This window comes from Pseudomonas sp. MYb13, from assembly GCF_002980075.1.
GTDB classification, from domain to species: domain Bacteria; phylum Pseudomonadota; class Gammaproteobacteria; order Pseudomonadales; family Pseudomonadaceae; genus Aquipseudomonas; species Aquipseudomonas lurida.
This window is the reverse complement of record NZ_PCQI01000003.1, coordinates 435,199-460,408: the sequence shown is the minus strand read 5'-3', so window position 1 is coordinate 460,408 and position 25,210 is coordinate 435,199. Positions and strand designations below refer to the sequence as shown.

The 25,210-nt window shown below is 62.0% G+C and carries 19 protein-coding genes; 8 read left to right on the top strand and 11 right to left on the bottom strand.

Annotation, left to right across the window (positions count from 1 at the left end):
* Positions 1–12 precede the first annotated feature (12 nt).
* Both efeO and efeU read right to left on the bottom strand, forming a co-directional pair.
* Positions 13–1,215 (bottom strand): iron uptake system protein EfeO, encoded by a 1,203-nt coding sequence (gene efeO, locus CQ002_RS09015; protein WP_105162136.1) that lies wholly within the window; start codon positions 1,213–1,215, stop codon positions 13–15.
* Positions 1,216–1,225: 10 nt separating this feature from the next.
* Complete coding sequence (efeU, locus tag CQ002_RS09010) at positions 1,226–2,071, bottom strand: iron uptake transporter permease EfeU (protein ID WP_034103514.1); 846 nt, start codon at positions 2,069–2,071, stop codon at positions 1,226–1,228.
* A gap of 166 nt (positions 2,072–2,237) precedes the next feature.
* On the opposite strand from efeU, the gene CQ002_RS09005 reads away from it, so the two are divergent.
* On the top strand, positions 2,238–3,260 hold the full coding sequence (locus tag CQ002_RS09005; RefSeq protein WP_098467673.1) for an AraC family transcriptional regulator: 1,023 nt from the start codon (positions 2,238–2,240) through the stop codon (positions 3,258–3,260).
* Positions 3,261–3,546: 286 nt separating this feature from the next.
* Positions 3,547–3,930: a hypothetical protein gene (locus tag CQ002_RS28135; protein WP_105702682.1), complete on the top strand. Its 384-nt coding sequence runs from the start codon at positions 3,547–3,549 to the stop codon at positions 3,928–3,930.
* 59 nt (positions 3,931–3,989) lie between these two features.
* Here the strand turns inward: CQ002_RS28135 and CQ002_RS09000 are convergent, their stop codons facing one another.
* The 9 genes from CQ002_RS09000 to CQ002_RS08960 all read right to left on the bottom strand — a co-directional run bounded on the left by CQ002_RS09000 (position 3,990) and on the right by CQ002_RS08960 (position 18,697).
* A complete protein-coding gene (locus CQ002_RS09000) occupies positions 3,990–4,517 on the bottom strand; it encodes a hypothetical protein (protein WP_034103512.1) in 528 nt (175 codons plus the stop codon).
* A 304-nt stretch (positions 4,518–4,821) separates the two neighbouring features.
* Positions 4,822–6,237, bottom strand: coding sequence for an efflux transporter outer membrane subunit (locus tag CQ002_RS08995; protein WP_105162137.1), 1,416 nt, complete (start codon positions 6,235–6,237; stop codon positions 4,822–4,824).
* The gene (locus CQ002_RS08990) at positions 6,234–9,413 is read right to left on the bottom strand and encodes an efflux RND transporter permease subunit (protein ID WP_105162138.1); all 3,180 of its coding nucleotides are present in this window, start codon (positions 9,411–9,413) and stop codon (positions 6,234–6,236) included. Before CQ002_RS08990 ends, CQ002_RS08995 begins: the two co-directional genes overlap by 4 nt.
* A gap of 15 nt (positions 9,414–9,428) precedes the next feature.
* On the bottom strand, positions 9,429–10,670 hold the full coding sequence (mexE, locus tag CQ002_RS08985; RefSeq protein ID WP_034104225.1) for a multidrug efflux RND transporter periplasmic adaptor subunit MexE: 1,242 nt from the start codon (positions 10,668–10,670) through the stop codon (positions 9,429–9,431).
* A gap of 452 nt (positions 10,671–11,122) precedes the next feature.
* A complete protein-coding gene (locus CQ002_RS08980; RefSeq protein WP_105162139.1) occupies positions 11,123–12,745 on the bottom strand; it encodes an ABC transporter ATP-binding protein in 1,623 nt (540 codons plus the stop codon).
* Complete coding sequence (locus CQ002_RS08975; protein ID WP_098466456.1) at positions 12,742–13,641, bottom strand: ABC transporter permease; 900 nt, start codon at positions 13,639–13,641, stop codon at positions 12,742–12,744. Before CQ002_RS08975 ends, CQ002_RS08980 begins: the two co-directional genes overlap by 4 nt.
* Before the next feature lie 3 nt (positions 13,642–13,644).
* Positions 13,645–14,595 carry an ABC transporter permease gene (locus CQ002_RS08970; RefSeq protein ID WP_034103507.1) on the bottom strand — a complete coding sequence of 317 codons (951 nt, stop codon included), beginning with the start codon at positions 14,593–14,595 and terminating at the stop codon, positions 13,645–13,647.
* On the bottom strand, positions 14,592–16,202 hold the full coding sequence (locus CQ002_RS08965; RefSeq protein WP_105163126.1) for an ABC transporter substrate-binding protein: 1,611 nt from the start codon (positions 16,200–16,202) through the stop codon (positions 14,592–14,594). Before CQ002_RS08965 ends, CQ002_RS08970 begins: the two co-directional genes overlap by 4 nt.
* 62 nt (positions 16,203–16,264) lie before the next feature.
* Positions 16,265–18,697 (bottom strand): TonB-dependent siderophore receptor, encoded by a 2,433-nt coding sequence (locus tag CQ002_RS08960; protein ID WP_034103506.1) that lies wholly within the window; start codon positions 18,695–18,697, stop codon positions 16,265–16,267.
* Positions 18,698–19,090: 393 nt separating this feature from the next.
* Between CQ002_RS08960 and CQ002_RS08955 the strand changes: the two genes are divergently transcribed.
* From CQ002_RS08955 to CQ002_RS08930, 6 genes are all read left to right on the top strand, one after another.
* Positions 19,091–20,038 (top strand): AraC family transcriptional regulator, encoded by a 948-nt coding sequence (locus CQ002_RS08955; protein ID WP_105162140.1) that lies wholly within the window; start codon positions 19,091–19,093, stop codon positions 20,036–20,038.
* Between the two features lie 107 nt (positions 20,039–20,145).
* Complete coding sequence (locus CQ002_RS08950; RefSeq protein WP_034103504.1) at positions 20,146–21,519, top strand: Rieske 2Fe-2S domain-containing protein; 1,374 nt, start codon at positions 20,146–20,148, stop codon at positions 21,517–21,519.
* Entirely contained in the window at positions 21,519–22,007 is a 489-nt protein-coding gene (gene benB / locus CQ002_RS08945; RefSeq protein WP_105162141.1) for a benzoate 1,2-dioxygenase small subunit, read from the top strand. Before CQ002_RS08950 ends, benB begins: the two co-directional genes overlap by 1 nt.
* 10 nt (positions 22,008–22,017) lie before the next feature.
* Complete coding sequence (gene benC, locus CQ002_RS08940; RefSeq protein WP_069023912.1) at positions 22,018–23,040, top strand: benzoate 1,2-dioxygenase electron transfer component BenC; 1,023 nt, start codon at positions 22,018–22,020, stop codon at positions 23,038–23,040.
* Between the two features lie 10 nt (positions 23,041–23,050).
* Complete coding sequence (locus CQ002_RS08935; protein ID WP_098467676.1) at positions 23,051–23,812, top strand: 1,6-dihydroxycyclohexa-2,4-diene-1-carboxylate dehydrogenase; 762 nt, start codon at positions 23,051–23,053, stop codon at positions 23,810–23,812.
* Between the two features lie 54 nt (positions 23,813–23,866).
* Complete coding sequence (locus CQ002_RS08930) at positions 23,867–25,201, top strand: MFS transporter (protein WP_105162142.1); 1,335 nt, start codon at positions 23,867–23,869, stop codon at positions 25,199–25,201.
* Positions 25,202–25,210: the final 9 nt, after the last annotated feature.

Below are 25,210 nucleotides of genomic sequence, written 5' to 3'. Positions count from 1 at the left end.
GTGCGGTCGTCTTCACTGCAGGCCGGAAAGGCCAAGGGCGGGGTCGATTCCATCGAGTGCAGCGGCCAGAGCCTTGGCCTTGTCGGCGATCTGCTTGCGCTGATCGGCGGTCACGCTGTCATAGGTGGCGTAGCCCTTGTCGACCTTGAAGCCCTGGAGTTCGGCATCAAAGGCGGCGAGGGCGCTGTCGACCTTGGGTAGCAGGTCGGCGGCGGATTTGGTCAGCAACGGGCGCATCAACTCCACGACCTTGTGGGCGGCCTCCAGGTTGGCGGCGAACCCATTCAGGTCGACGTGGCTGTAGCGTTCTTCTTCACCGCTGATGGCGCGCACATCGGACAGGCTGTTGAGGTTGCGCACCACGATGCTCACCAGTTGCTCCGGTGGCAGGGACTGGGCCAGCAGCTGTTGCTTGAGCGTCGTGACGTCGTTCACCAGGCGCTGTGCAACCGGAGCCAGGCCGTCGAGGCTGCGCTGTTGGAACAGGCTGTATTCCAGGCGATGGAAGCCGCTGAAGGCCGGGTCCTGTTCGCGCTTTTCAAAGTAATCGGCGCGGGCGTTGATGGCATTGTCCAGCTCAGCCAAGCGTTGCGAGGCCGGGGCCAGTCGCTGGTAAGCCTCGCGGGCGGGAACGTAAAGCGCTTGCGCCTGGGCCAGGTCGCCGCTGTCGATGGCCTGCTGCAAGGCGGTGGCGGCTTTGACCAACGCGCTGCCCTGGCTGCTCAAGTACACGCGAAACTCCGACAACGGGCCGATAAACGCCACCATCGACGGTTTGGCCTTGGCCTGCGCGTCGGACTCGGCGGTGGGCGTTACGTGCAAGGTGCCACGTGGGTTGCTCAGCAGGCCGCAGGTGATCGCGTAGTCACCGGGCAGCAGGTTGGCGTTGATCACCTGGCTCAGGCCGGGAGCGATGTTTTCACGCTCTTCGACGACGAGCACGCCATCGAGGATTTCCCATTCCACCGCACGATCAGAGCGGTTGATGATGCGGAAGCTGGCGCGGCCGGCCGGCACCGTCAGCTCATTCGGCTCGCAGGCGTGGCCATGAATGGTCACGGCGATCTCGTTGTGGTTGGTCTGGCGCTTGCTGGCCGCCAGTTGCGAGGCGTAATAGAACAGGCCACCGGCGGCGATCATCACGACCACCGAGCCCGCCACTGCCCAGCGCAGGGCGCGGGGTGGCGAAGCCGGTTGAGGAGTTGGGTTGGACAAGGGACGGTCCTTACTGGCTGGAAACGGAAGAAGACGATGCGACCGGCTTGGACGGCGCGGCGGGCAGGAAGAACATCACCAGGGCCACCACCAGGTAAATCAGGTAGGCGCCGAGGGTGCTGACGGTCGGGGCCTCCTGATAGCCGAACATGCCGGCGAGTACTGAGCCCAGCGGGCTGTCCATGGGCAAGGCGGCGCTGAAATCGAACAGCACGGTTTGCAGGTGATTCCACACGCCCGCCTCGTGCAGGGCCTGCACGGAATTGGCGAGGATGCCGGCGGCCACCACGAGGATAAACAGGCCGGTCCAGCGGAAAAACGCACCGAGGTTCAGGCGCATGCTGCCGGTGTAAATCAGGAAGCCGACGATGATTGCCAGGATCAAGCCGAGCAGGGCACCTATCGGTGCGCCCGGGCCCTCACTCTGCTGGAACACCGCCAGCAGGAAAAACACGGTTTCCAGACCTTCACGGGCCACGGCGAAAAACACCATGAGGATCAGCGCGGTGACTTGGTGTCTGGAGCCGGCCAACGCGTGATCAAGGGATTCGTGCAGGGAATGCTTGATCGACCGCGCCACTTTGCGCATCCAGAACACCATGGAACTGAGGATGCCCACGGCGACCAAGCCGACAATGCCTTCGAACAGCTCCTGCTGTTTTTGCGGGAATTCGGCGCTGACCAATTCCAGGCCACCACCGACCAGCAGGGCCAGCGCAGCGGCGAGGAACACCCCGATCCACACGGCAGGCATCCACTGCCCACGGCCGGTCTGTTGCAGGTAACTGGCGATAATGCCAACGATCAATGCGGCTTCAATGCCTTCGCGCAGCATGATGAGAAAAGGAACGAGCATTCGGCACCGCATCCAAACTAGATAGGAACCTAAGTTGTAACATAATGATACTCATTACTAAACAAGCAATCTTGACGTTTGCTGAACCCTGGCTGAACGGTGGTGGCAAATCGCGTCGCCCCTTATGATGCGTGCCATTCTCTGCACCCTTGGGCACCGATTCACCATGTCGGAAAAAGACACCATTTCCATTCACCTCGTACGCGAAGCCTTATTGCAAAGCTGCGCGCCGGGGGCCGCAAGCGACGAAGTGCTGCAGCGCGCCGGGGTTGACCCGCACCTGCTGGCCGAGCCCACCGCGCGTGTCTCGGCCACTGCCTACGCACGCTTGTGGCGCCTGTTGGCACGGCGCATGGATGATGAGTTCTTTGGCATGGACCCGCGCAAGCTCAAATCCGGCAGCCTGGCCTTCCTGTGCCGCACCGCGATGGCGCAACCGACACTCGTCACCAGCCTGGAAAGCGGCCTGGGGTTCCTGTCACTGATGCTGGAGCGACTGCCCGCGCAACTGGTGCGCCAACAGAGCCTGGCGGAGATCGTGTTGCTTGAGCCCGAGTCTGAGCCCAACCGAGCGTTCACGTACTTTACCTACTGGATGATCGTGCACGGCGTCGCCTGTTGGCTGGCAGGGCGACGCATCCCGATCCTGGCGATTGAACTGCGTTGTCCAAAACCGGCCTTCTGCGACGACTACCAGGTGATGTTCTCTGACAACCTGCGTTTTGATCGGCCGCGTACCCGCATGATCTTCTCCGCCGACTGCCTGGACCTGCCGATCAAGCGCAGCACTGAAGAACTCAAGCGTTTCCTGGCCCACGCGCCCGCCAACATCCTGGTCAAATACCGCGACCCCGACAGCCTCGCTACCCGCATCAAGCACGACCTGCGCCAGATGCCTCCCGATACCTGGCCGGAAACCGACGGCCTCGCCGCCAGCCTGTGCATCTCCGCCTCCACCCTGCGCCGCCGCCTGGCGGAAGAAGGGCAGACCTACCAGGGCCTCAAGGACAGCGTGCGTAAAGAACTGGCGATTGTCTGGCTCGCCGAGCCGCAGATCAGCTTTGCCGAGATAGCCGAGCGATTGGGCTTTGCCGATACCAGTTCGTTTTATAAGGCGTTTCGTAAATGGGTCGGGTCGAATCCCGGGCAGTACCGTAGTTTGATTTTGAACGAGACAAATCGGTTGTAATGGCGTGAGTGGGCTGGATTAGGAAATAACTTACCGAGTGCTTCTCGCGTACTACAGAACAGTCCTTCATGTTTTTGGGAAGTTTGCGGCTTACCCACAGTGATAATTCGTGCATAGTCAGTGGCACGGTTCCTAATACTTCTATTGAACAGTTCGATTCATGTGCAGTGTATCTGCGTCGGCAGCGCGGCACGGCTAAGTCGAGGGCGGCTTATGGAGAAATAACAAAACGATAGGTAAATAGTCGCAAAAAAATCTTGAAGGTTCGACATTTAAGGTGAAGATCATGAAAAGTCTTTTTGCACTGCCTTTTTTAGTGTTGACGTTGCTGTCTGCGTCCGTGTCCGCGGTGTGCTTGAATATCACGGATAGCTACAGTGGGATAATCCAACCTGACTCCGAGGCCATAGCGCTCGGTCCATTTACTATCGCAGGGACTAACGGCTGCTCTAATGCAAACATTGATGCGATGGTGTCTGCTGCAGGAAGCGGTAGAGCACCCCATATCTACATTCAACAGCAGGTCGGTGGCGCTTGGAAAACAGTCGCTCACAATCCTTTGTCAGCCTATGCCTCATGGCTTGGCCCCTTGGGTACCTACCGCGTGATGCTGGACAACCGCGAACCGGTCTCCAAGTCCTATTGGGGGACGGTCAGGTTTGGTCGGTGATGCGCTGATAGACCAGGGTGTCAAAAGGCGGGTTGGCACCCTGTATGACATGGCCAGGTTCAGGCACGCTCCTCTATCGAGAGATCACTTCGGGAAGAGTTGACAAAATACGCGAGTGCATTTATTGCGTGATTGGCAGCGATCATGCCCTGGACATATTCTGGGATACCTTGTGAACGCTTCACGTCGGGACGACTTTCAAGAAACGAAAGGTAGTCTTCCAGTGTTTCGTTAAATAAAGCGATTGCATTGTATTTGACGTCGGTTTCGGCTTGCTGGCCGTTGGCATCAAAAGCGCCAAGGCCAGAGATGAACACATGAAACGCCTCGCCATCAATGACGTTATCCTCATACAGCCGCCTGCCGACTTTCTTTAGTTCGTTGGTGGTAATGGATGTCATGTCGTAGTCTTTCAAGAATGCTTTCAGATCATCGATTGACTCTTGTTTGCGAAGCTTCAACGTGTCCGCAGCGTTTGCCTCCTCTGTTATCGTGAATTTATTGACCACCTGTTCCGGGTTTTTTATCTGGAACGGGTTAGACGCCTTGGTATGCCTCATTTGTTCTGCAGTCAATAAAACGGCCATGATCGGATACTCCTTTAGTCGAACGTTATACCTGCTTGTCGACAGCTGGATAAGTTTCTTGAGAGCTGAAACCGGCCCGTCAGAGTTTGGAAATATTGTTGGCCTTGAATGAAATGGCGAATTCATAAAGGCAGAGTTTGAGATTAGGAGCTTTCCTACATGGGACTGCTTCTATATCCGACGGAGTCGTCTGCATTTCTTTAAAGAAAAGACCTACAAGTTTTCCATAAAAAAAGCCCCGTGACCGAATGGACCACGGGGCAAAAAATTGGCTGGATGCGACCAACCAAAGGAGCTCTTTACATCACTTGGCGGTAGCGACCACCGTGTCCGGCTGCCAGCCACCCCCCAGTGCCTTGTAGATCGCGACGATGCCGCGATACAGGTCGACTTCGGCCTGGGCCTGGGAGTCTTCGGCGGCCAGGCGCTCACGTTGGGCGTCGAGCAGGACCAGGAAGTCCACAGTGCCTTCGCGGTAGCGGATCGCGGCCAAATCGGCGGCGGCGCGGCTGGATTCGCTTTGGCGGATCAGCGAGACCAAACGTTGCTGGCGCTTGCCGTAGTCGCTGAAGGCGTTCTCGGACTCTTCCAGGGCCAACAGCACTTGTTGCTCGTAGGTTGCCAACGCGCCATCGGCCTCGGCATCGGCGCCGCGCAAACGGGCGCGCACACTGCCCAGGTCAAATGCTGCCCAAGTGATGCTCGGGCCAAGGGCCCAGGCATTGGCGGCGGACGAGCCGATCTGCGAACCGCGCCCGGCGGTAAAGCCGAGGAAGCCGCTGAGGCTGACCCGTGGGAACAGGTCGGCCTTGGCTACGCCGATGCGTGCAGTGGCGGCGGCCAGTTTGCGTTCGGCGCTGAGGATGTCCGGGCGGCGTTGCAGCAGTTGCCCCGGGTCGCCAATCGGCAACGCCTTGGCAATCGCCGGCAGGTCTTTCGGGCTCAGGTCTACGGTGAGCTTGTCGGGCCGCTGGCCGAGGAGGGTGGCGATGCGATTGCGCTCGCGCACTTGCTCGGCCTGCAATTGCGGCACGCTGGCTTCTACCGCCGCCAGGCGCGCATCGGCACGCTCCACGTCGAGTTGGTCACCCACACCGGCATCCCGCAGGCTGATGGTGATGGAGCGAGATTCCTGCTGGTTCTTCAGGTTGTCCAAGGCAATGCGTTCACGCAGTTGCGCGCCACGCAGTTGACCGTAGGCGTCCACCAGTTCGGCGATCATGGTGACTTGCAGCTGGTACAAGTCCGCCTCGGCGGCCTGCTGGTCGGCGTCGGTGGCTTCCAGGTTGCGCTGGATGCGACCGAACAGGTCCAGTTCCCAGGCCATGTCCAGGCCGAGGTCGTAACGCTCACTGTTGACGCGCTTGGTGGTCTGGCCCGGGATTTGTCCCTTGGCCAGGTCACTGCTGGCGCGGCTGGTGATGGTCGGCATGGCGTCATTGCTGGCGTCATCGCGGATCGCCCGTGCCGCCCGCAGGCGGGCAAAGGCGACGCGCAGATCCCGGTTACCTTGCAGCGACTGGGTCACCAGTTGGTTGAGGGTCGGGTCCTCGAACTGCTGCCACCAGATGCCTTCGAACTTGGCATGGTCATACTGCTTCGCATCGGCAGCGGCCGTGATATTGGCCGCCTCCGGCGTCTGGGTTTTATAGTCCGGGCCTACGGCACAGGCGCTTAGCGCCAGTACCAGCAAGCTCGGCAGAAAGACTTTCACACTCATTGCAGTGTCTCCAGCTTCAAGGCCTTGGCCGCTTTGCGCGCGTCCTGGCGCTCCACATAGCGACGGATCAGTACGTAGAACACTGGCGTCAGCAACAGACCGAAGAAGGTCACACCGATCATCCCGGAGAACACCGCCACGCCCATGGCATGACGCATCTCGGCACCGGCGCCGCTGGACAACACCAGAGGCACCACACCCATGATGAAGGCGAACGAGGTCATCAGGATCGGCCGCAGACGCAGACGGCAGGCTTCCAGTACCGCGGCGAGCGGGTCGAGGCCTTCTGCCTGTTTATCCTTGGCGAACTCGACGATCAGAATCGCGTTCTTGCACGCCAGGCCCACCAATACGATCAAGCCGATCTGGGTGAAGATGTTGTTGTCGCCGCCCGAGATAATCACCCCGGTAATGGCCGACAGCAGGGTCATCGGCACGATCAGGATCACCGCCAATGGCAGGCTCCAGCTTTCGTATTGGGCGGCCAGTACCAGGAACGCCAGCAGTACGCAGAGCGGGAATACGAACAGCGCGGTGTTGCCCGAGAGGATTTGCTGATACGTCAGGTCGGTCCACTCGTAGGTCATGCCGTTGGGCAGTTCTTCTTTCAGCAGTTTCTCGATCGCCGCTTCAGCCTGGCCCGAGCTGTAGCCCGGTGCCGCGTTGCCGTTGATTTCGGCGGTGATGAAGCCGTTGTAGTGCATCACGCGGTCCGGGCCCGAGGTGTCGCTGACCTTGATGAAGGTCGCCAGGGGGATCATCTCGCCTTTGTTGTTGCGCACTTTCAGCTGGCCGATCTGGTCTTCATCCAGGCGGAACTGCTGCTCCGCCTGCACGTTGACCTGGTAGGTCCGGCCGAAGCGGTTGAAGTCGTTGGCATACAGCGAGCCCAGGTAGATCTGCAGGGTGTCGAAGATGTCGCTGATCGCCACGCCGTGGGTCTTGGCCTTTTCACGATCGATGGCGGCATCGACCTGGGGCACGTTGACCGTGTAGCTGGTGAACAGGCCGAACAACTCCGGCGTGGTACGGCTCTTGGTGATGATGTTCTGCACTTCTTTGTACAGCTCGTCGTAACCCAGGTTGCCACGGTCTTCGATTTGCAGGCGGAAACCACCGATCGTACCCAGCCCCTGCACCGGCGGTGGGGGGAAGATCGCCATGTAGGCTTCCTGGATGTTGCTGTATTTGCCGTTCAAGGCACCGGCAATCGCACCGGCGGACATGCTCGGGTCTTTACGCTCGTCGAACGGCTTCAGGGTCACGAACACGATGCCGCTGTTCGGGCTGTTGGTGAAACCGTTGATCGACAGGCCAGGGAACGCTACGGCGCTTTCCACGCCTGGTTGTTTCAACGCGATGTCGGACATGCGCTTGATCACATCTTCAGTGCGGTCCAGGCTCGCGGCGTCCGGCAACTGGGCGAACGCCACCAGGTATTGCTTGTCCTGGGCCGGTACGAAACCGGTCGGCGTGTGGGCAAAGCCCAGCCAGGTCAGGACCATCAGGCCGGCATAAAGGAACAGCGCGATGCCACTGCCACGGATCACGCGGCGTACGGTGCCGACGTAGCCATGGCTGGCCTTGTCGAAAAAGCGGTTGAACGGTCTGAACAACCAGCCACCCAGCAACTTATCGAGGAATTTGGAGAAACCATCCTTCGGCGCGTTGTGGCCTTTGAGCAAGACTGCAGCCAGGGCAGGGGACAATGTCAGCGAGTTGAAGGCCGAAATCACCGTCGAGATCGCAATGGTCAAGGCGAACTGCTTGTAGAACTGCCCGGTCAAGCCGCTGATGAACGCCGCTGGCACGAACACCGCACACAGCACCAACGCCGTGGCGATGATCGGGCCGGTCACTTCGCTCATGGCTTTTTCAGTGGCCGGGAACGGTTCCAGGCCCAGTTCGATGTTCCGTTCGACGTTCTCCACCACCACGATGGCGTCGTCCACCACGATACCGATGGCCAATACCAATCCGAACAAGGACAGCGCGTTGAGCGAGAAGCCGAACAGGTGCATCACCGCAAACGTACCGATCAACGATACCGGCACCGCCACCAATGGAATGATCGAGGCGCGCCAGGTTTGCAGGAACAGGATCACCACCAGGACAACCAGGATCAGTGCTTCGAACAGCGTGTGCACCACCGCTTCGATGGAGCCGCGCACGAAGATGGTCGGGTCATAGACGATGCTGTAGTCCATGCCCTGGGGGAAGCTCTTTTTCAGCTCTTCCATCTTGCCGCGCACTTCGTTGGAGATCTCGATGGCGTTGGAGCCAGGGCGCTGGAAGATCGGAATCGCCACGGCCGGCTGGTTGTTGAGCAACGAACGCAGGGCGTACTGGCTGGAGCCAAGCTCCACCCGTGCGATGTCTCGCAGGCGGGTGATTTCACCGTTGTCGCCGGAGCGAATGATGATGTTCTCGAACTCTTCCTCGGTTACCAGGCGACCCTGGGTGTTCACTGACAACTGGAACGCGGTGGCCGTCGGTGCAGGTTGGGCGCCCAGGGTACCGGCGGCGACTTGACGGTTCTGCTCACGGATCGCCGTCACGACATCAGTGGCGGTCAGATTGCGTGAAGCGGTCTTGTTCGGGTCCAGCCACACGCGCAGCGAGTAGTCGCCCATGCCGAACAGCTGTACGTCACCCACACCGCCCAGGCGCGCCAACTCATCCTTCACATTGAGCAGGGCGTAGTTGGACAGGTACAGCATGTCGTAGCGCTGATCCGGGGAGGTCAAGTGCACCACCATGGTCAGGTCGGGGGAGGCCTTGTCCACGGTGATACCGATGCGTGTCACTTCCTCAGGCAGCTTCGGCTGAGTACGGGTCACGCGGTTTTGCACCTGCACCTGCGCATTGTCCAGGTCGGTGCCCAGGGCGAAGGTGATGGTCAAGGTCAGCTTGCCGTCGGCGGTCGACTGCGAGGACATGTACAGCATGTTCTCGACGCCGGTGATAGCTTGCTCCAGCGGAGCGGCCACGGTTTCACCGATGACTTTGGGGTTGGCGCCCGGGAAGTTCGCGCGCACCACCACGGTCGGCGGCACCACTTCCGGGTATTCGCTGATCGGTAGTTGGAACAGCGAGATCGCACCGGCAATCAGGATCAGCAGCGAGAGCACCGCTGCGAAGATCGGCCGCGAAATGAAGAACTTGGAAAAATTCATCTTGAGTCGTATCCCTTAACCGCGTGGAGTCGCAGCGCTGGCAAGTTTGGGCGCGGCTTTATCCGGCGCCACTTGTTCCAGGTTGCTGGCTTCAAGCGCTTGTCGTTGTTGGGCCAAGGCGGCGAGGGTTTCCTTGCTGGCCATCGGAATGGTTTCCGGGGCGACCGGCGAGCCAGGGCGCACGCGCTGCAGGCCCTTCACGATAATGGTGTCGTCCTTGTTCAGGCCGCTGCGCACGATGCGCAAACCTTCGATCTTCGGACCCAGCTCCACCGCGCGATAGGCCGGCTTGTCACCGTCCATCACCAGTACGAATTTCTTGCCCAGGTCGGTGCCGACGGCTTCATCGTTGATCAACACGGCGGAGTAGGTGCCGCTGCCCACCAGCTTCAGGCGTGCGTACAGGCCAGGGGTGTATTCGCCCTTGCTGTTATCGAACACGGCGCGACCACGGATGGTGCCGGTGGCGGGGTTGACCTGGTTGTCGACGAAGTTCATCTGGCCCAGGTGTGGGTTGCCGGTCTCGTTGGACAGGCCCAGGTAGACCGGGGTCGTCGCACCGCGACGGCCTTGGCGAGCCAGTTCGGTGTACTTGAGGAACACGCGTTCATCGGCGTCGAAGTAGGCGTAGACCTTGTCGGTGGAGACCACGCTGGTCAGCGCGGTGACGTCGGCGGTCACCAGGTTGCCGGCGGTGATTTCGGCACGGCTGACGCGGCCGCTGATTGGCGAGGTCACGCGGGTGAAGCTCAGGTTCAGCTTCGCCAGGTCCAACTGCGCCTGGATCCCGGCGACGGCGGCGCGGGCTTCCTGGGCAGAGGTGGTGCGCGAGTCTGCCAATTCGGCGGAGATCGCGTTGCTCTGGCGCAGGCGCTCGCCACGTTGCGCTTCGTTATCGCTGCGAGTGGCGGCGGCTTTGGTCTGGGCAAGCTGGGCCTCAAGGCGGCGCACTTCGGCCTGGAACGGACGCGGGTCGATCTGGAACAGCAGGTCGCCTTTTTTCACCAGGGCGCCTTCGGTGAACGCTACCTGATCGATCTGGCCGGACACGCGCGGACGGATCTGCACGGTTTCCGGGGCTTCCAGGCGACCGGTGAATTCATCCCACTCGTTGACCGGTTGTTCCAGCACCTTGGCCACGCTGACTTTGGCAGCTGGCATGGCGGCCGCTTGTTCCGGGGTCTTGCCGCACGCGCTCATCACCACCACGGCCAAAATCGCCAGGGGGAAGCGCAAATGTTTGAGTGACTGTTCCATGAGGTGCATCCGCCAATGTATTTGAGATGGGCGGATCATGCGCGGCGATGTGCTATGTCACGAATCGAATGAAGCAAAGGTAACTATCATTCGGAATGATATAAGCGAGCGATTAGCCCTCTAGCATGGGGGTTTCGTTAGGGGGCTATCAATGGGCTTAATGGCAAAGGACTGTTGCTGAGCGTGCAAGGAACCTGCGTCGCCTCATGAAGGTCTCGAAACCTACCCTTGGTTATCGGGGCGGCGGGTAGCTCGTACGCCGTGCCGATGCCACCAGGACTGGCCCACCGGCATCGGACTTGAAATGGACTCCCAAGGCGATTCCTTGCACATCGTCGGCCGCTGCTGTCGCAACTCAAAGTGACCTGCGCTGTAATTGGGACAGCGCCTGCGAAGAGGTTCGATGTGTTCTTTGGCGGTTTGTTGCAACTGTCGCAGTTGCAAATGGGTGATCACGCCGCCGTTGCCGTGACCTGCCGCCCTGGAATCGCCGCAATCAGTTCCCGCGTGTAGTCACTCGCCGGCTGGTTGAATATCCGCTCCACCGAACCCTGTTCAATCACCCGGCCATTGCGCAGCACCAGCACGGCATGGGCGAAGTTGGCCACCACCGACAGGTCGTGGGACACCAGCACATAGGCGATGCCCATCTCCCGTTGCAGCTCTTGGAGCAGATCAAGAATGTGCGCCTGCACCGAGACATCCAAGGCGCTGACGGGCTCATCCAGCAGCAACAGGTCAGGTTTCAACGCCAGGGCCCTGGCGATGGCGACGCGTTGGCACTGGCCGCCAGACAGTTCACGCGGCAGGCGGTCCAGGTAACTCACCGGCAGGTGCACACGGCTGATCAACTCCCGCGCCGCCTGTTCCAGGGCCGGCCCCTTGAGCAAACCGAACGACACCAGTGGCTCGACAATGCTGTCGAACACCGTGAAGCGTGGGTCGAGCGCGGCAAACGGGTTTTGTTGCACCAGTTGCAGGCGCTGGCGCAGCGGACGGAATTCGCGCCAGCTCAGGTCGGTGACGTCCTGCTGTTCGAACCAGACCCGACCCCGTGTGGGTTTTTCCAGGCCGAGTGCAATGCGCAACGCGGTGCTCTTGCCCGAGCCGGACTCGCCCACAATCGCGAGTGTCTGGCCGGGATAAACCTGCAGGTTGAGGTCCTCAAGGGCCACGAACGTCGAGTCCTCCCCCTTGACCTTGGGCAGCACGAACGTCTTGCCCACATTGTGCAGGCTCAGTATCGGTTCCTGCGCCGGGTCAATGCGCACCAACGGCTCGCGACGCTTGGCGAAGGCCGGAGCCGCGGCAATCAGCGCGCGGGTGTAGTCATGCTTTGGCGCGCCGAGGATCTGGCCTGGCGGCCCTTGCTCGACGAGTTCGCCTTGCTGCATCACCAGGATCCGGTCGGCGCGGTCGGCAGCCACGCCCAGGTCGTGGGTGATGATCAACAGCGATATCCCACGCTCACTGACCAGGCGTTGCAGGTGGTCGAGGATCTTGCGCTGTACCGTAACGTCGAGGGCACTGGTAGGCTCGTCGGCGATAATCAGGCGCGGGTTGCCCGCCAACGCGATGGCGATCAGCACCCGCTGGCGCATGCCGCCGGAGAGTTCATGGGGATACTGGCGGGCGCGCAGCACGGGTTTGTCGATGCCCACCTGTTGCAGCAATTCGACAATGTCGGCATCCACCGCAGGGTAACGTTTGCCCTTGGCCAATATCAGCGCTTCGGCGATTTGCTGGCCGATGCGCAGGGTCGGGTTGAGGCTGACCATCGGGTCCTGGGGCACCAGGCCGACGGTACGACCACGCAGGGTGCGCTTCTGGCGCTCGTTGGCGTGCGTCAGGTCGTTGCCGTCCACCCACAGTTGCCCCGCGCTGATCTGCGCGGTGTCCGGCAGCAGGCCGAGGATGGCATTGGCCAGGGTCGACTTGCCGGAGCCGGACTCGCCGACGATCGCCGCCGTCTCGCCCTGGGCGATGGCGAGCGACAGCGTGCGTACCGCGTGATTGACGTGCCCGCCGGAACCGTAGGTGACACTGAGTTGGCGAACGTCCACTAAAGCGCTCATCGCTGGATCTCCTCGAAAGTGCGGGCGATATGGTTGAGGCTGAACACCACGGCGACCAGGAACAGACCGGGCAACAGTGACACCCACGGGGCTGTGATCAGGAAGTGCCGACCGTTGGCAATCAAGGTGCCCCATTCGGCTGCCGGTGGCGCGGCACCGAAACCGAGAAAACTCAAGCCGGCCGTGGCCAGGATGGCCGCGCCAAAGTCCAGGGTCGCCAGCACGGCCACCGGCCCCCAGGCATTGGGCAGGATATGCCGCAGCAAGGTGCGCCCCCAGCTTGCGCCGCCCAATCGCGCGGCCTCGACGTAGGGCAGGGTCTTGACCCGCAGCACTTCGGCGCGAGTGGTACGAGCAAACCCCGGGATGATGCCGATGCCCACGGCGATGGCCACCGGCACAGTGCCGAAGCCGATTGCCGTGACGATGGCCAGCGCCAGCAACAGTCCGGGCAGGGCGAGCAGCACGTCGACGAAGCGCATGATCACTGCATCGATGCGGCCACCGGCAAAGCCCGAGAGGATGCCCAGGCCCAGGCCGCCCAACAGCGCGATACCGACAGCCAGGACTGCCGCGAGCACCGACAGGCTGGAGCCAAATACCACCCGAGTGTACAGGTCGCGGCCCAGCTCATCGGTGCCGAACCAGTGGCTCAGGTTGGGGGCGCGCAGCTTGTCGATGGGAGACGTGGCATAGGGGTCGAAGCTGCTCAACCAGTGCGGGGCCACGGCCGCCACCAGCGCAAACAGCACCACCAGCAGGGCCAGGCTGAACCCCGGTCGACGCAGCAGTGGCAACACCACTGCCGTCGCACGTTGCAGGCGGCTGCGGCGCTGCCATAGGGCAGGACTTGCCGGGCGGGCGTTGCGCCCCAGGTTCTGCTCAAGGATGGTCATGATCTAGGACACCTTTGGCGTGTGAGAGATACGCGGGTCGAGCCACGGATAGAGCAGGTCGACCAGCAGGTTCACCAGTACGAATGCCGCCGCCGACACCGCGACGATTGCCAGCACCACCGGAATGTCCTGGCGCAACACCGCTTCCTGGGCGAGGCGACCGATGCCGGAGCGGGCAAAGATCGTCTCCACCAACACCGCGCCGGACACCGTATTGCCGACCTGCAAACCGATCAGGGTAAGGACCGGCAGCGCAGCATTCTTGAAACCATGGCGCGCCTGCACCTGGCGCCGGCTGAGGCCCTTGGCGTAGGCAGTGGCGATATAGGACTCTTTCCAGACCCCCTGGAAACTGCGTTGCAGCACCTGGGCGTACACCGCCGCGCTGGGAATCGCCAGGGTGATAGCCGGCAGCACAAGGCTCTCAACGCCCCGGCTGCCGGTGGCGGGAAACCAGCCGAGACCGAAGGCAAAGACCTGGATCAGCAGCAACCCCATCCAGAACACCGGCACCGAGAACCCCAGCGATGGCAGGCGCGCCAAGGCTTTTTTCAGCGGTTGCCAACGGATGTAGGCGGTCAGGTAGGCCAGGCCGATCCCGCCCAGCAGTGACAGCACAATGGCCAGGCCGGCCAGGGACAAGGTCTGCGGCAGCCGTTCGGCAAGCAGCTCGGCCACCGGGCGATTGAGCGAGAGTGACTGGCCGAAGTCACCACGCAGCGCCCCTAGCAGCAGGTCGACATACTGTTCGAACAGGCCCTTGTCCAGGCCGTAGTAAGCCCGCGCCTTGGCCAAGTCCTCTACCGACAGCGAGTCGGCCTCCATGCCCGACGCGCTGAGCATGATCGACAAGGTGTCACCCGGCAGCAGATACAGGATGAAGTACGTGATGCTATAGGCCCCCCACAGCACCAGCAGGGCCTGGCCAACGCGGCCAATCAGATAGCGGCTCATGGTGTGCCGATCTCGATGTCGCCCAGCAGCGCGAAGCCCTCGGCGGTCCAGCGGAAGTTCTTCACCTTGGGCGAGGTCGCGGCTTGCCACACGCGCTCATACACCGGGAAAGCCGAGCTTTCGTCGATCAGCAGGTCCTGCAGGTCACCATAGGCCGCCGCGCGCTGTTGCCCTTGGGTCGCGGTGATGCCGGCATCGAACAAGCCCTTGGCTTTTTCCAGCACCGCCGGCTCATAGGTGTTGGTGGCGACCGTGGAGCTGTTGGCACTGCGCGGATCGAGGATGGTTTGCAGGATGATCGGGTCGGCGCGGGTCATGTAGTTGATGGTCAGGTCATAGTTGCCCGCAGCGTTGTTAGCGACCCATTCGGCGCGAGTGACCACGCTGAGCTTCAACTCGATGCCGACCTTGCGCAGTTGGTCCTGGATCAGCACGTCGCCGGCGGTTTCGGCCGGGGTGATGTTGTAGCTCAGTGTCAGGCGCTTGCCGTTTTTCTGTCGGTAACCGTCCGCGCCCTTGGCCCAACCGGCTTGATCCAACAATTGCTCGGCACCGGCCGGGTCATGGGCGAGCTTGTCGCCCTGGCTTTTGAAATACGGGGTGGTCACATCGAAGATGCCGTCTACCACCGGGAACTCGGCGTTGTAGACGGTGCTGGCGTAGCTCTTGCGGTCGAGGGCCTTTTGCACCGCTTGGCGCACGTGCTGGTCCGCCAGGATGCGCTCGCCACGGGTGTTGGGGTACAGATTGAGCGCAGGCCCCGGCAGCGAACGGCTCTGGATGGTCGCGCCCTTGGACTGGAACAGCTTCAGGTCGACTTCCGAGAACGGGTTGCGTGGCCACAGGATGTCGGCCTTGCCTTGCAGGAACAGGCCATTGCGCACGCTCTCTTCGGGGATGTAGCTGATGTCCACCGCGTCCAGGTGCGCTTCGCCCTGATTCTTCATATTGGCCGAGGCCCACACGTAACCCTTGCGCTTGGTCAGGTGGGCGCCGACTTCCGGCGTGTAGCTGGCCAGCACGAAAGGCCCGGTGCCGATGATCTTGCCCAATGAGCGCTCTTTCACAGTCAGTGCGTAGGAGGCGGGCGCCAGGATCGCCAGGTTAGTGGTCGAGGTGGCTTGCAGGAAACCCGCGTTGGGCTTGGACAGCACCAGCTTGACGGTGAAGTCGTCCACCACCTCGGCATGGTCGAAGCCCGCCAGGTAGGTGGCGCCGAAGGTGGCCGGCAGCTGCGTAGCCAGGGCCTTGTCGCTGTCGAATGCGGTTTTTACCGCCTTGGCATCGAAGCGTTCGCCATTGCTGAAGGTGACGTCATCGCGCAGGTGGAAGGTGTAGGTCAGCGCGTCGTCACTCACTTCCCAGCTCTTGGCCAGCCAGGGAATGATCTTGCCGGTGTCCGGGTCCTGGTCGGTCAGGGATTCGGCGACGTTGCGCAGCAGTACCCGGTGCTCCAGCCAATAGACCTGGAACGGGTCGACGCTGACCAGGGTGGTGTTGTCGCCGAAGAACGCGATGTTCAGGGTCTTGCCAGCCTGGGTGTCATTCCCGGGCGAGCAAGCGGCGAGGCTGAGCGCCAAGACGCAAGGGGCCAGCAGACGGCTCATCAAGTTGGAGGTATTCAATGGGGTGCCCTCATGTGGCGTTTCGGGTGCATGCAAGGTGTGGATCAGAAGTCGTAGGCCAGCTTGGTGTACCAATAGCCGCCGCCTGGATAGAACGGCGGGTTGCCGTACGCCGCGAGGCCGAGGTTGCTGTACACCGCATGTTTGTCGGGGCGTACGTCGAAGATGTTGGTGCCGCCGATGCTGACGGTGACGCTGTCGACGAAGGTGTAGCTAATGTCCAGGTCGGTGATCCATTTGGCGCCGAAGCTACGGTCGCCCGTCGGGTTGACGGCCAGGGTCTTCACCGCGCCGTAGCGGGCGGTTTGCAGGTTCACGGCCAAGTCCTGGACCTTCCAGTTGGCGCCCAGGATCCACTTGGTCTTGGGTGACGCGTCGGTCAGGTCGCCTTCGCGGTCGCGGCCTACCAGGGTCACGCCCGAACCCGCCAGCGCACCCGGCGTGTCGCGTGTGCCTTCGATAGTGGTTTTGTTCCAGTTGAAGCCCAGGCTCCAGCGCACATCACCCCAGGCGTCCAGCGGCGTGGTGTGGTCGGCGACCACGTCGAGGCCCTTGGTGCGCGTGTCGAAGGCGTTGGTGTAGTAGTTGACCCAGGTGCCGGTGGGCACGCCCTGGGCGGCAAGAATGGCGTTGATCGCACCGTTGCCGCGGTCATAGAGGTTGCTGGTCAGGGCGATGCGGTCGTCGATGTCGATCAGGTAGGCATCGGCGGTGATGCTGGTGCGTGGCGCTGGCTGCCAGGTGAGGCCCAGCCCCAGGTTGCGGGATTTCTCCGGCTTGAGGTCGTCGCCACCGAGGGCCTTGGCCAGGTTGCTGCCGGACGGCGTCAAGCGTGTAACCGCCGGCACCACGTTGCCATTCACATCGGTCGCCACACGGTTGTCGGCCACGGTGTAGCCGATCTGGGTCAGGGAGGGCGCCCGGAACCCGGTGCCCACCGTGCCGCGCACCGCCACGGTGTCGGTCAATTCGTAGCGCGAGTTCACTTTCAGGCCGAAGGTATTGCCCGAGTCATCGTCGTAATGCTCGACCCGGCCGGCCACGTCGAGAAACCATCGCTCGGTCAGGTCGAAGCCCAGGTCCAGGTAGCCGGCGTAGTTGTTGCGGATCAGGCTCACTTCATCTTCCGGGCGAATCGTCACGGCGGCCTGCGCGCCGGAAGCGGCGGGGTAGGTGCCGGTGATGTACGCCTCAGGGTCGCCCGCGAACGTGCTGAAATGCTCCCAGCGATGCTCCAGGCCCGCCGATACCTGCACCGGCGGCGTCAGGTTGAACAGGCTGTCGTAGCGGCGGGTGAAGTCCAGGTTATTGACCCACTGCTCAAAGCGAAAGGTCGCCAGGTTGTCGAATTTGGTCGGTGATGCGGTGCCCAGCGACGGGTTGATATTCAGGTCGCTGGAGTGGTGCACGTTGTTGCGGCCGTAGGTGGTGCTCAGGTCCCAGTTCCAGTCCGCCAGCAGGCCCTTGCCGCCAAACAGGAACTGGTAGTCGCGGTCCTTGATGTTGTTGAGCGGGAAGTACCCGTCGGGGAACACCTCGGGCACCGCTGCCGTGCCGGTGGGTAAGCGAAAGTAGTTGGCGGCCTCGGCATCACGCTCGCCGTAGGTAGAGAACGAGTACAGCGTCAGGTCTTCCAGGGGCAATTCGGCGTTGTAGGCGAGGTTGAAGGCCTTGAGGTCGGGGTCGCCGTTCTTGATCGCCACCCGGTCCCAGGCCGCTTGCTTGGCCGGGTCGGCGAACGCTCGCACGGTGTTGTCGGCCTTGTCGTTCCACGAGGCACTGCCGCGTTTGCGCGCGTCGGCCGAGAAATGGAAGAAGCCGCCTTGGCCGAGTTCGAAGCCCTGGTCACCCGCCACCTTGATGGTCTCTCCCTGGCCGGAATACAGCTGGCCGTAGCTGGTTTCCAGGTGTCCGCCACTCTTGGTGTTCTTGAGGATGATGTTGATCACCCCCGCTACGGCGTCGGAACCGTACTGTGCCGCAGCGCTGTCCTTGAGCACTTCGATGTGGTCCACGGCACTGACCGGGATCAGGTCGATATCCACCGCATTCGCGCCGCTGTTGTCGATGGAACCGCGCTGGCCCGTGGCGCCGTTATGCCGACGTTTGCCGTTGACCAGCACCAACGTGTAGGCCGGTCCAAGGCTGCGGTTGCTCAATGGGCGGGTAACCGAGTTGTAGCCGGCGATGTTGGTGCCGAAGTTGAACGAGGGCAACAGCTTGGCAATCGCCTCCGACAACTCGGCGCGGCCGGTCTTGAGCAACTGGTCGCTGTTGATCACATCGATCGGTGCCGGGCTGTCGGCCACGGTGCGCTGCTGGCCACGCAGGCCGGTGGAAATCACGGTGACGGTGTCGAGCTTGGCGTCTTCGGCAGCGGTCTCGGCGAAGGAGGGCGCGGCGGCCAATAGCAGGGAGCTGGTCAGCAGTGACAGGTGAAATTTCTTGATAGGGGCGGGGAATGCGATGTCTGGCATGGAGGCAACCTGGAGGCTAGGGGGTACGTCCTCCGCCAGGCATGGGGTCGGTCTGTGATATGAAGATATCTCTATAAAAAATCGCGGGGAAAGTCTTTTTTGGAATAAGCTAATTATTAGAAATTGTTATTTTGAGATTTAATAAGATCAGCTGTTTTTATTATGTTGGTGGTGTTCGTGCTGCATGACCAGCGCGGGTCACTCTATCGGCACCGAGGTGGATACGTATCAAGACGTTTCGCTGCACACGGCGCCGATGCGCGGCCTAGTGCGTATCATTGAGCGGCGTTGTAGCACCATACCTCCAGGGTATCCCTTCAGACCTTATCCATATTGGACGGTCGCCACACCAGGCGTCAGCCTGAGGCCAATAACTATAAAAGAGGCGCAACCATGACCGTGCTATTGAGTGAGCGCAGCCAGATTTTCCAGCGTGCCGATGCCTATGCCGTGTCCGACTACGTCAACCAGCATGTCGGCAGCCATTGCATCCGCCTACCGCCCAAGGGCCGACCGCAGGCGAGCATCAGCCACCGTACCTTTTCCAGCCTGGACCTGTGCCGCATCAGCTATGGCGCGCCGGTGCGGGTCACCTCGGTGGCGCTGGAAACCATCTACCACTTGCAGATTCTGCTGACCGGGCATTGCCGTTCCAACGCCCGTGGCGTGGAGTATGTGTTCGGCCCGGGCGAGATCCTGCTGATCAACCCGGATGACCCGGTGGACCTGACTTATTCCGCCGACTGCGAAAAATTCATCATCAAACTGCCGGTGCGCCTCCTGGAAAATGCGTGCCTGGAGCAGCAGTGGGCCCTGCCGCAGCCGGGCATCCGCTTTGCAACCGGCCGTCACGCGCTCAGCGAAATGGGTGGGTTCGCACAGTTGCTGGGGCTGATCTGCCATGAGGCGGAAAACGCCGCCGAGCCGCATATGCAGGGCCTGTACGAGCGCATCGTGGCGAACAAGCTGCTGGCATTGTTGGGCAGCAATGTGCGGCGCGTGGTGGCCCAGCCGGCCCAGGGTGGCGGCTTCGAGGCTGTGCGCGAGTTCGTCGAGCAGCACCTCACCGAGGACATCAGCCTCGAACAACTGATGGCAGTGGCCAAGGTCAGCGAGCGCTCGTTGTACAGCCTGTTCGAACGCCAGGTGGGCTTGTCACCCCGCGACTACGTAAGGCGGCGCAAGCTTGAGCGGGTGCACGCACGCCTGCAACTGGGCACCGCGCGCAGCGTCACCGAGGTGGCGCTGGACCATGGCTTCATGCACTTGGGACGCTTCTCCGAGGCCTATCGCCAGCGCTTTGGCGAGTTGCCTTCGCAGACCTGGAAACGCCACCGATAAGCGGCGTGCGCCCGGCGGATAGTGATTTGCAGAAAAGGGATATTGGCCAGTAGGACGGCCACGTACGGTGAGGGCGCCTGATACAAGAACAACGGAGGGCCTGCCCCATGACCAGTACACTCGACCGACTCGCCCGGCAACTGCGCGAGTCCGTTCAGGAAGATCCCGCCACCGGGGTGTTTCGCTGCCGCCGCGACATCTTCACCGACCCCGAGCTGTTCGCCCTGGAGATGAAGCATATCTTCGAAGGCGGCTGGCTCTACCTGGCCCATGAAAGCCAGGTGCCCGAGATCAACGACTACTTCACCACCTGGATCGGCCGCCAGCCCGTGGTCATCACGCGCGACAAGCACGGCAGCCTGCATGGCCTGGTCAACGCGTGCGCCCATCGCGGCGCCATGTTGTGCCGGCGCAAGCAAGGCAACAAGGGGTCGTTCACGTGCCCCTTCCACGGCTGGACCTTCAGCAATGCGGGCAAGCTGCTCAAAGTCAAAGACGCCAAGACCGGTGCCTACCCGGACAGCTTTGACTGCGACGGCTCCCACGACCTCACGCGCCTGGCCCGTTTTGAAAACTACCGGGGTTTCCTGTTCGGCAGCCTCAGCGACAACGTGCCGGAATTGAGCGATTACCTGGGCGAGACCCGCGTGATCATCGACCAGATGGTCGACCAGGCACCGTTGGGCCTGGAGGTGTTGCGCGGCAGTTCGGCCTACGTCTACGACGGTAACTGGAAGCTGCAGATCGAGAACGGCGCCGACGGTTATCACGTCAGCTCGGTGCACTGGAACTACTCGGCAACCATGGGCCGGCGCAACTACGAGGCCGAAGGCACACGCACCGTAGACGCCAACGGCTGGTCGAAAAGCCTGGGCGGCGTCTACGCCTTCGAGCATGGGCATATCCTGCTGTGGACGCGCCTGCTCAACCCGGAGGTGCGCCCCGTGCACGCCCACCGCGAGGCGCTCGCCGAACGCCTGGGCCAGGCGCGTGCCGACTTTATCGTCGACCAGACCCGCAACCTGTGCCTCTACCCGAACGTGTACCTGATGGATCAGTTCTCCACCCAGATCCGTGTGGTGCGGCCCATCGCGGTCGACAAGACCGAAGTGACGATCTACTGCATGGCCCCGATTGGCGAGAGCGCCCAGGAGCGCGCCACGCGTATCCGCCAGTACGAAGATTTCTTCAACGTCAGCGGCATGGGCACCCCGGATGACCTGGAAGAGTTCCGCGCTTGCCAGACCGGCTACCAGGGCGCGAGCACCTTGTGGAACGACCTCAGTCGTGGCGCCAAGCAATGGGTTGAAGGCGCGGATGAAAATGCCAAGGCCATGGGCATGCACCCGCAGCTCAGCGGGGTCAAGACCGAAGACGAGGGGTTGTTCGTACGCCAGCATGCGCATTGGGCCCAAAGCCTGCAGCGCGCAATCGAACGCGAGCAGCAAGGCCTGATCGCCAGCGACCGGGAGGTGTTGTGATGAGCCAGTCCCGTGACCGCCTGCTGGATTTTCTCTACCGCGAAGCGCGCCTGCTGGACGACCGCCAGTGGGATGAGTGGCTGGCATGCTACTCATCCAAAGTCGAATACTGGATGCCCGCCTGGGACGATCACGACACCCTCACCGAAGACCCGCAACGTGAGATCTCGTTGATCTATTACCCGAGCCGCGACGGCCTCGAAGACCGCATCTTCCGGATCAAGACCGAGCGCTCCAGCGCCAGCACACCGGAGCCGCGCACCGTGCACATGATCAGCAACCTCGAAGTGCTCGCCGACGATGGCGCGCAGGTGGAGCTGCGATTCAACTGGCACACCCTCAGTCACCGCTACAAGACCACGGACAGCTATTTCGGTACCTCGTTCTACCGCCTCGATACGCGCGCCGAACAGCCGCTGATCACGCGCAAGAAGGTGGTGCTGAAAAACGACTATATCCACCAGGTCATCGACATCTACCACATCTGAGGACACTGCCATGACGTACGCCATTGCCCTGAACTTCGAAGATGGGGTCACGCGTTTCATCGATTGCAAGGAGGGCGAGAAGGTACTCGACGCGGCCTTCCGCCAACGCATCAACCTGCCCATGGACTGCTCGGACGGCGTGTGCGGCACCTGCAAATGCCATTGCGAAACCGGCACCTATGACTTGGGCGACGATTACATCGAAGACGCCTTGAGCGCGGATGAGGCGCAGGCACGCCAGGTGCTGACCTGCCAGATGGTGCCGCAGTCCGATTGCGTGATCGCCGTTCCGGTGCCGTCCAGCGCCTGCAAGACCGGCACCACGCATTTTGCCGCGACGCTGACCGGAATCACCCGCCACGCCGATGCCGCACTGGAGGTCAGTTTCGAACTGGATCAGGCGCCGGTGTTCCTGCCCGGCCAGTACGTGAACATTGGCGTGCCCGACAGCGGGCAGACGCGCTCGTATTCGTTCAGCAGCGGCCCGGGTGAGCGGCGCACGAGTTTTCTCATCAAGCACGTGCCGGGCGGGTTGATGAGCGGCTGGCTGCAACGCGCCCAGCCGGGTGACAGCGTGCCGATGACTGGGCCACTGGGTAGTTTCTTCCTGCGTGAAGTGGCGCGGCCACTCCTGTTGTTAGCCGGTGGCACCGGGCTGGCGCCGTTCCTGTCGATGCTTGAAGTGCTCGCACAGCGTCGGGAAACCTGCCCGATCACGCTGATCTACGGCGTCACGCGGGACCAGGACCTCGTGATGGTCGAGGCACTGCAGGCGTTCAGTGCGCGGTTGCCCGGCTTCAACTTCGTGACCTGCGTGGCCGACCCACAGACCGCGCATCCCCGCCAGGGCTATGTCACCCAGCACATGGCCAGCGAGGTGCTCAATGACGGTGATGTCGACGTGTACCTGTGCGGGCCGCCCCCGATGGTCGATGCGGTGCGCCAACACTTCAGGACGCACGGCGTGAGCCCGGCCAGTTTCCATTACGAGAAATTCACCCCCAACGCCATTGCCAGCAGCGATGCCGCCTGAGGACCTGCCCATGACTCAACGTTTCAACAACAAAGTCGCGCTGGTCACCGGCGCCGCCCAGGGCATTGGCCGTCGCGTCGCCGAGCGCTTGCTGGAGGAGGGCGCCTGGCTGGTGGCAGTGGATCGCTCCGAGCTCGTGCATGAGTTGCAGCATGCACGCGCACTGCTGCTGACTGCGGACCTTGAACAGCACGCCGAGTGCGCGCGGGTGATGGCCGCGGCCCAGGCGCAGTTCGGGCGTATCGACATTCTGGTCAACAACGTCGGCGGGACTATATGGGCCAAGCCTTTCGAGCATTACGCCGAACGAGAGATCGAAGCTGAAGTGCGCCGTTCGCTGTTCCCGACGCTGTGGTGCTGCCATTGCGTGCTGCCGTACATGCTGGCACAGGGCAGCGGCGCCATCGTCAATGTGTCGTCCGTCGCCACCCGTGGAGTTAACCGCGTGCCCTACGGTGCGGCCAAGGGCGGTGTGAATGCACTCACTGCCTGCCTGGCCCTGGAAACCGCCGGCAGCGGCATTCGCGTCAACGCCACCGCGCCTGGTGGCACCGAGGCACCACCACGGCGCATCCCGCGCAACAGCCAGCCGCAGAGCGAGCAGGAGCGCGTGTGGTACCAGCAGATTGTCGACCAGACCCTCGACAGTAGCCCGATGAAGCGTTACGGCAGCATCGACGAACAGGCCGGCGCGATCCTGTTCCTGGCGTCCGACGAAGCTTCCTATATCACCGGCGTGACCTTGCCGGTAGGCGGTGGCGACCTCGGCTGAAGCGCGTTCTACCTGCAGACACTGACTCACAACAACAATAAAGAGAGCACTGCCATGCGTACCCATGATGTCCATTCGATTATTGATAACGCTCCGTTCAACCGCTTCCACTGGTTGATCGTGAGCCTGTGTGCGGTGCTGTTGATCTTTGACGGCTATGACTTGTTCATCTACGGCGTGGTCCTGCCCTCGATCATGCGCGAGTGGGGGCTCACGCCCTTGCAGGCTGGCGCCCTGGGCAGCTACGCGTTGTTCGGCATGATGTTCGGTGCGCTGATTTTCGGCACCCTGGCGGACCGTTTCGGCCGCAAGAAAGGCATTGTGTTCTGCTTCGCGCTGTTCAGCGTCGCCACCGTGATCAATGGCTTCGCCAGCAGCCCCACCGAGTTCGGCATCTGCCGGTTCATCGCCGGGCTAGGCTGCGGCGGGCTGATGCCCAACGCCGCCGCGCTGATCAATGAATACGCACCGAAAAAAGTCCGCAGCACCCTGATGGCGTTCATGTTCAGCGGTTACTCCCTGGGCGGCATGCTGGCCGCCAGCGTAGGGATTTTCATGCTGCCGCACTTCGGCTGGTCGTCGATGTTCTTTGTCGCGGTGATCCCGCTGCTGCTGTTGCCGCTGATTGTGTACTGGCTGCCGGAATCCATTGGCTTCCTGATCCGCCAGGGCCGCACGGAACAGGCCCGCGCTCTGCTCGCTCGCCTGTCGCCGGGCACCCTGATCAACGCCGAAGATGAGTTGGTCGTCACCGGCATCAAGGGCAAAGGCGCCTCGGTGGTGGAGCTGTTTCGCCATGGCCTGGCGGTGCGCACGGCAATGATCTGGACGGCGTTTTTCTGCTGCCTGCTGATGGTCTACGCACTGAGTTCTTGGCTGCCCAAGCTGATGGCCGGCGCCGGTTACAGCCTGGGGTCGAGCCTGTCGTTCCTGGTGGCCTTGAACTTGGGGGGCATGGCGGGCGCCCTCATAGGCGGGCGCCTGGGCGACCGCATGAACCTGGTGACCGTGACGATCGCGTTCTTTATTGCCGGGGTTATCTCGATCAGCCTGCTGGGCATCAACAGCCCGATGCCGGTGTTGTACCTGCTGATCTTTGTTGCAGGGGCGACCACCATCGGTACGCAGATCCTGTTGTATGCGGGGGCGGCGCAACTGTATGGCTTGTCGATACGCGCCACGGGCCTGGGCTGGGCCTCCGGCATCGGCCGCAACGGTGCGATCGTCGGACCGCTGCTGGGCGGTGCGCTGATGGCGATCGAGCTGCCGCTGCAACTGAACTTCATGGCCTTTGCCATTCCTGGTGCCATGGCGGCACTGGCGATGACGGTGTTCGCCCTGAATGAGCGACGCAACCGCGTGGCCTTTCCGACCGCACAGGCGCTGTGACCTGCACCC

Bases quoted from the DNA above. Each gene is read 5' to 3' on its own strand.
- CQ002_RS08990 (WP_105162138.1), bottom strand. From the start codon at position 9,413: ATGAATTTTTCCAAGTTCTTCATTTCGCGGCCGATCTTCGCAGCGGTG.
- CQ002_RS08930 (WP_105162142.1), top strand. From the start codon at position 23,867: ATGCGTACCCATGATGTCCATTCGATTATTGATAACGCTCCGTTCAAC.
- CQ002_RS09005 (WP_098467673.1), top strand. From the start codon at position 2,238: ATGTCGGAAAAAGACACCATTTCCATTCACCTCGTACGCGAAGCCTTA.
- mexE (WP_034104225.1), bottom strand. From the start codon at position 10,670: ATGGAACAGTCACTCAAACATTTGCGCTTCCCCCTGGCGATTTTGGCC.
- CQ002_RS28135 (WP_105702682.1), top strand. From the start codon at position 3,547: ATGAAAAGTCTTTTTGCACTGCCTTTTTTAGTGTTGACGTTGCTGTCT.
- CQ002_RS08980 (WP_105162139.1), bottom strand. From the start codon at position 12,745: ATGAGCGCTTTAGTGGACGTTCGCCAACTCAGTGTCACCTACGGTTCC.
- CQ002_RS08950 (WP_034103504.1), top strand. From the start codon at position 20,146: ATGACCAGTACACTCGACCGACTCGCCCGGCAACTGCGCGAGTCCGTT.
- CQ002_RS09000 (WP_034103512.1), bottom strand. From the start codon at position 4,517: ATGGCCGTTTTATTGACTGCAGAACAAATGAGGCATACCAAGGCGTCT.
- CQ002_RS08975 (WP_098466456.1), bottom strand. From the start codon at position 13,641: ATGACCATCCTTGAGCAGAACCTGGGGCGCAACGCCCGCCCGGCAAGT.
- efeU (WP_034103514.1), bottom strand. From the start codon at position 2,071: ATGCTCGTTCCTTTTCTCATCATGCTGCGCGAAGGCATTGAAGCCGCA.
- CQ002_RS08960 (WP_034103506.1), bottom strand. From the start codon at position 18,697: ATGCCAGACATCGCATTCCCCGCCCCTATCAAGAAATTTCACCTGTCA.
- benC (WP_069023912.1), top strand. From the start codon at position 22,018: ATGACGTACGCCATTGCCCTGAACTTCGAAGATGGGGTCACGCGTTTC.
- CQ002_RS08970 (WP_034103507.1), bottom strand. From the start codon at position 14,595: ATGAGCCGCTATCTGATTGGCCGCGTTGGCCAGGCCCTGCTGGTGCTG.
- CQ002_RS08955 (WP_105162140.1), top strand. From the start codon at position 19,091: ATGACCGTGCTATTGAGTGAGCGCAGCCAGATTTTCCAGCGTGCCGAT.
- benB (WP_105162141.1), top strand. From the start codon at position 21,519: ATGAGCCAGTCCCGTGACCGCCTGCTGGATTTTCTCTACCGCGAAGCG.
- CQ002_RS08965 (WP_105163126.1), bottom strand. From the start codon at position 16,202: ATGAGCCGTCTGCTGGCCCCTTGCGTCTTGGCGCTCAGCCTCGCCGCT.
- CQ002_RS08995 (WP_105162137.1), bottom strand. From the start codon at position 6,237: ATGAGTGTGAAAGTCTTTCTGCCGAGCTTGCTGGTACTGGCGCTAAGC.
- CQ002_RS08935 (WP_098467676.1), top strand. From the start codon at position 23,051: ATGACTCAACGTTTCAACAACAAAGTCGCGCTGGTCACCGGCGCCGCC.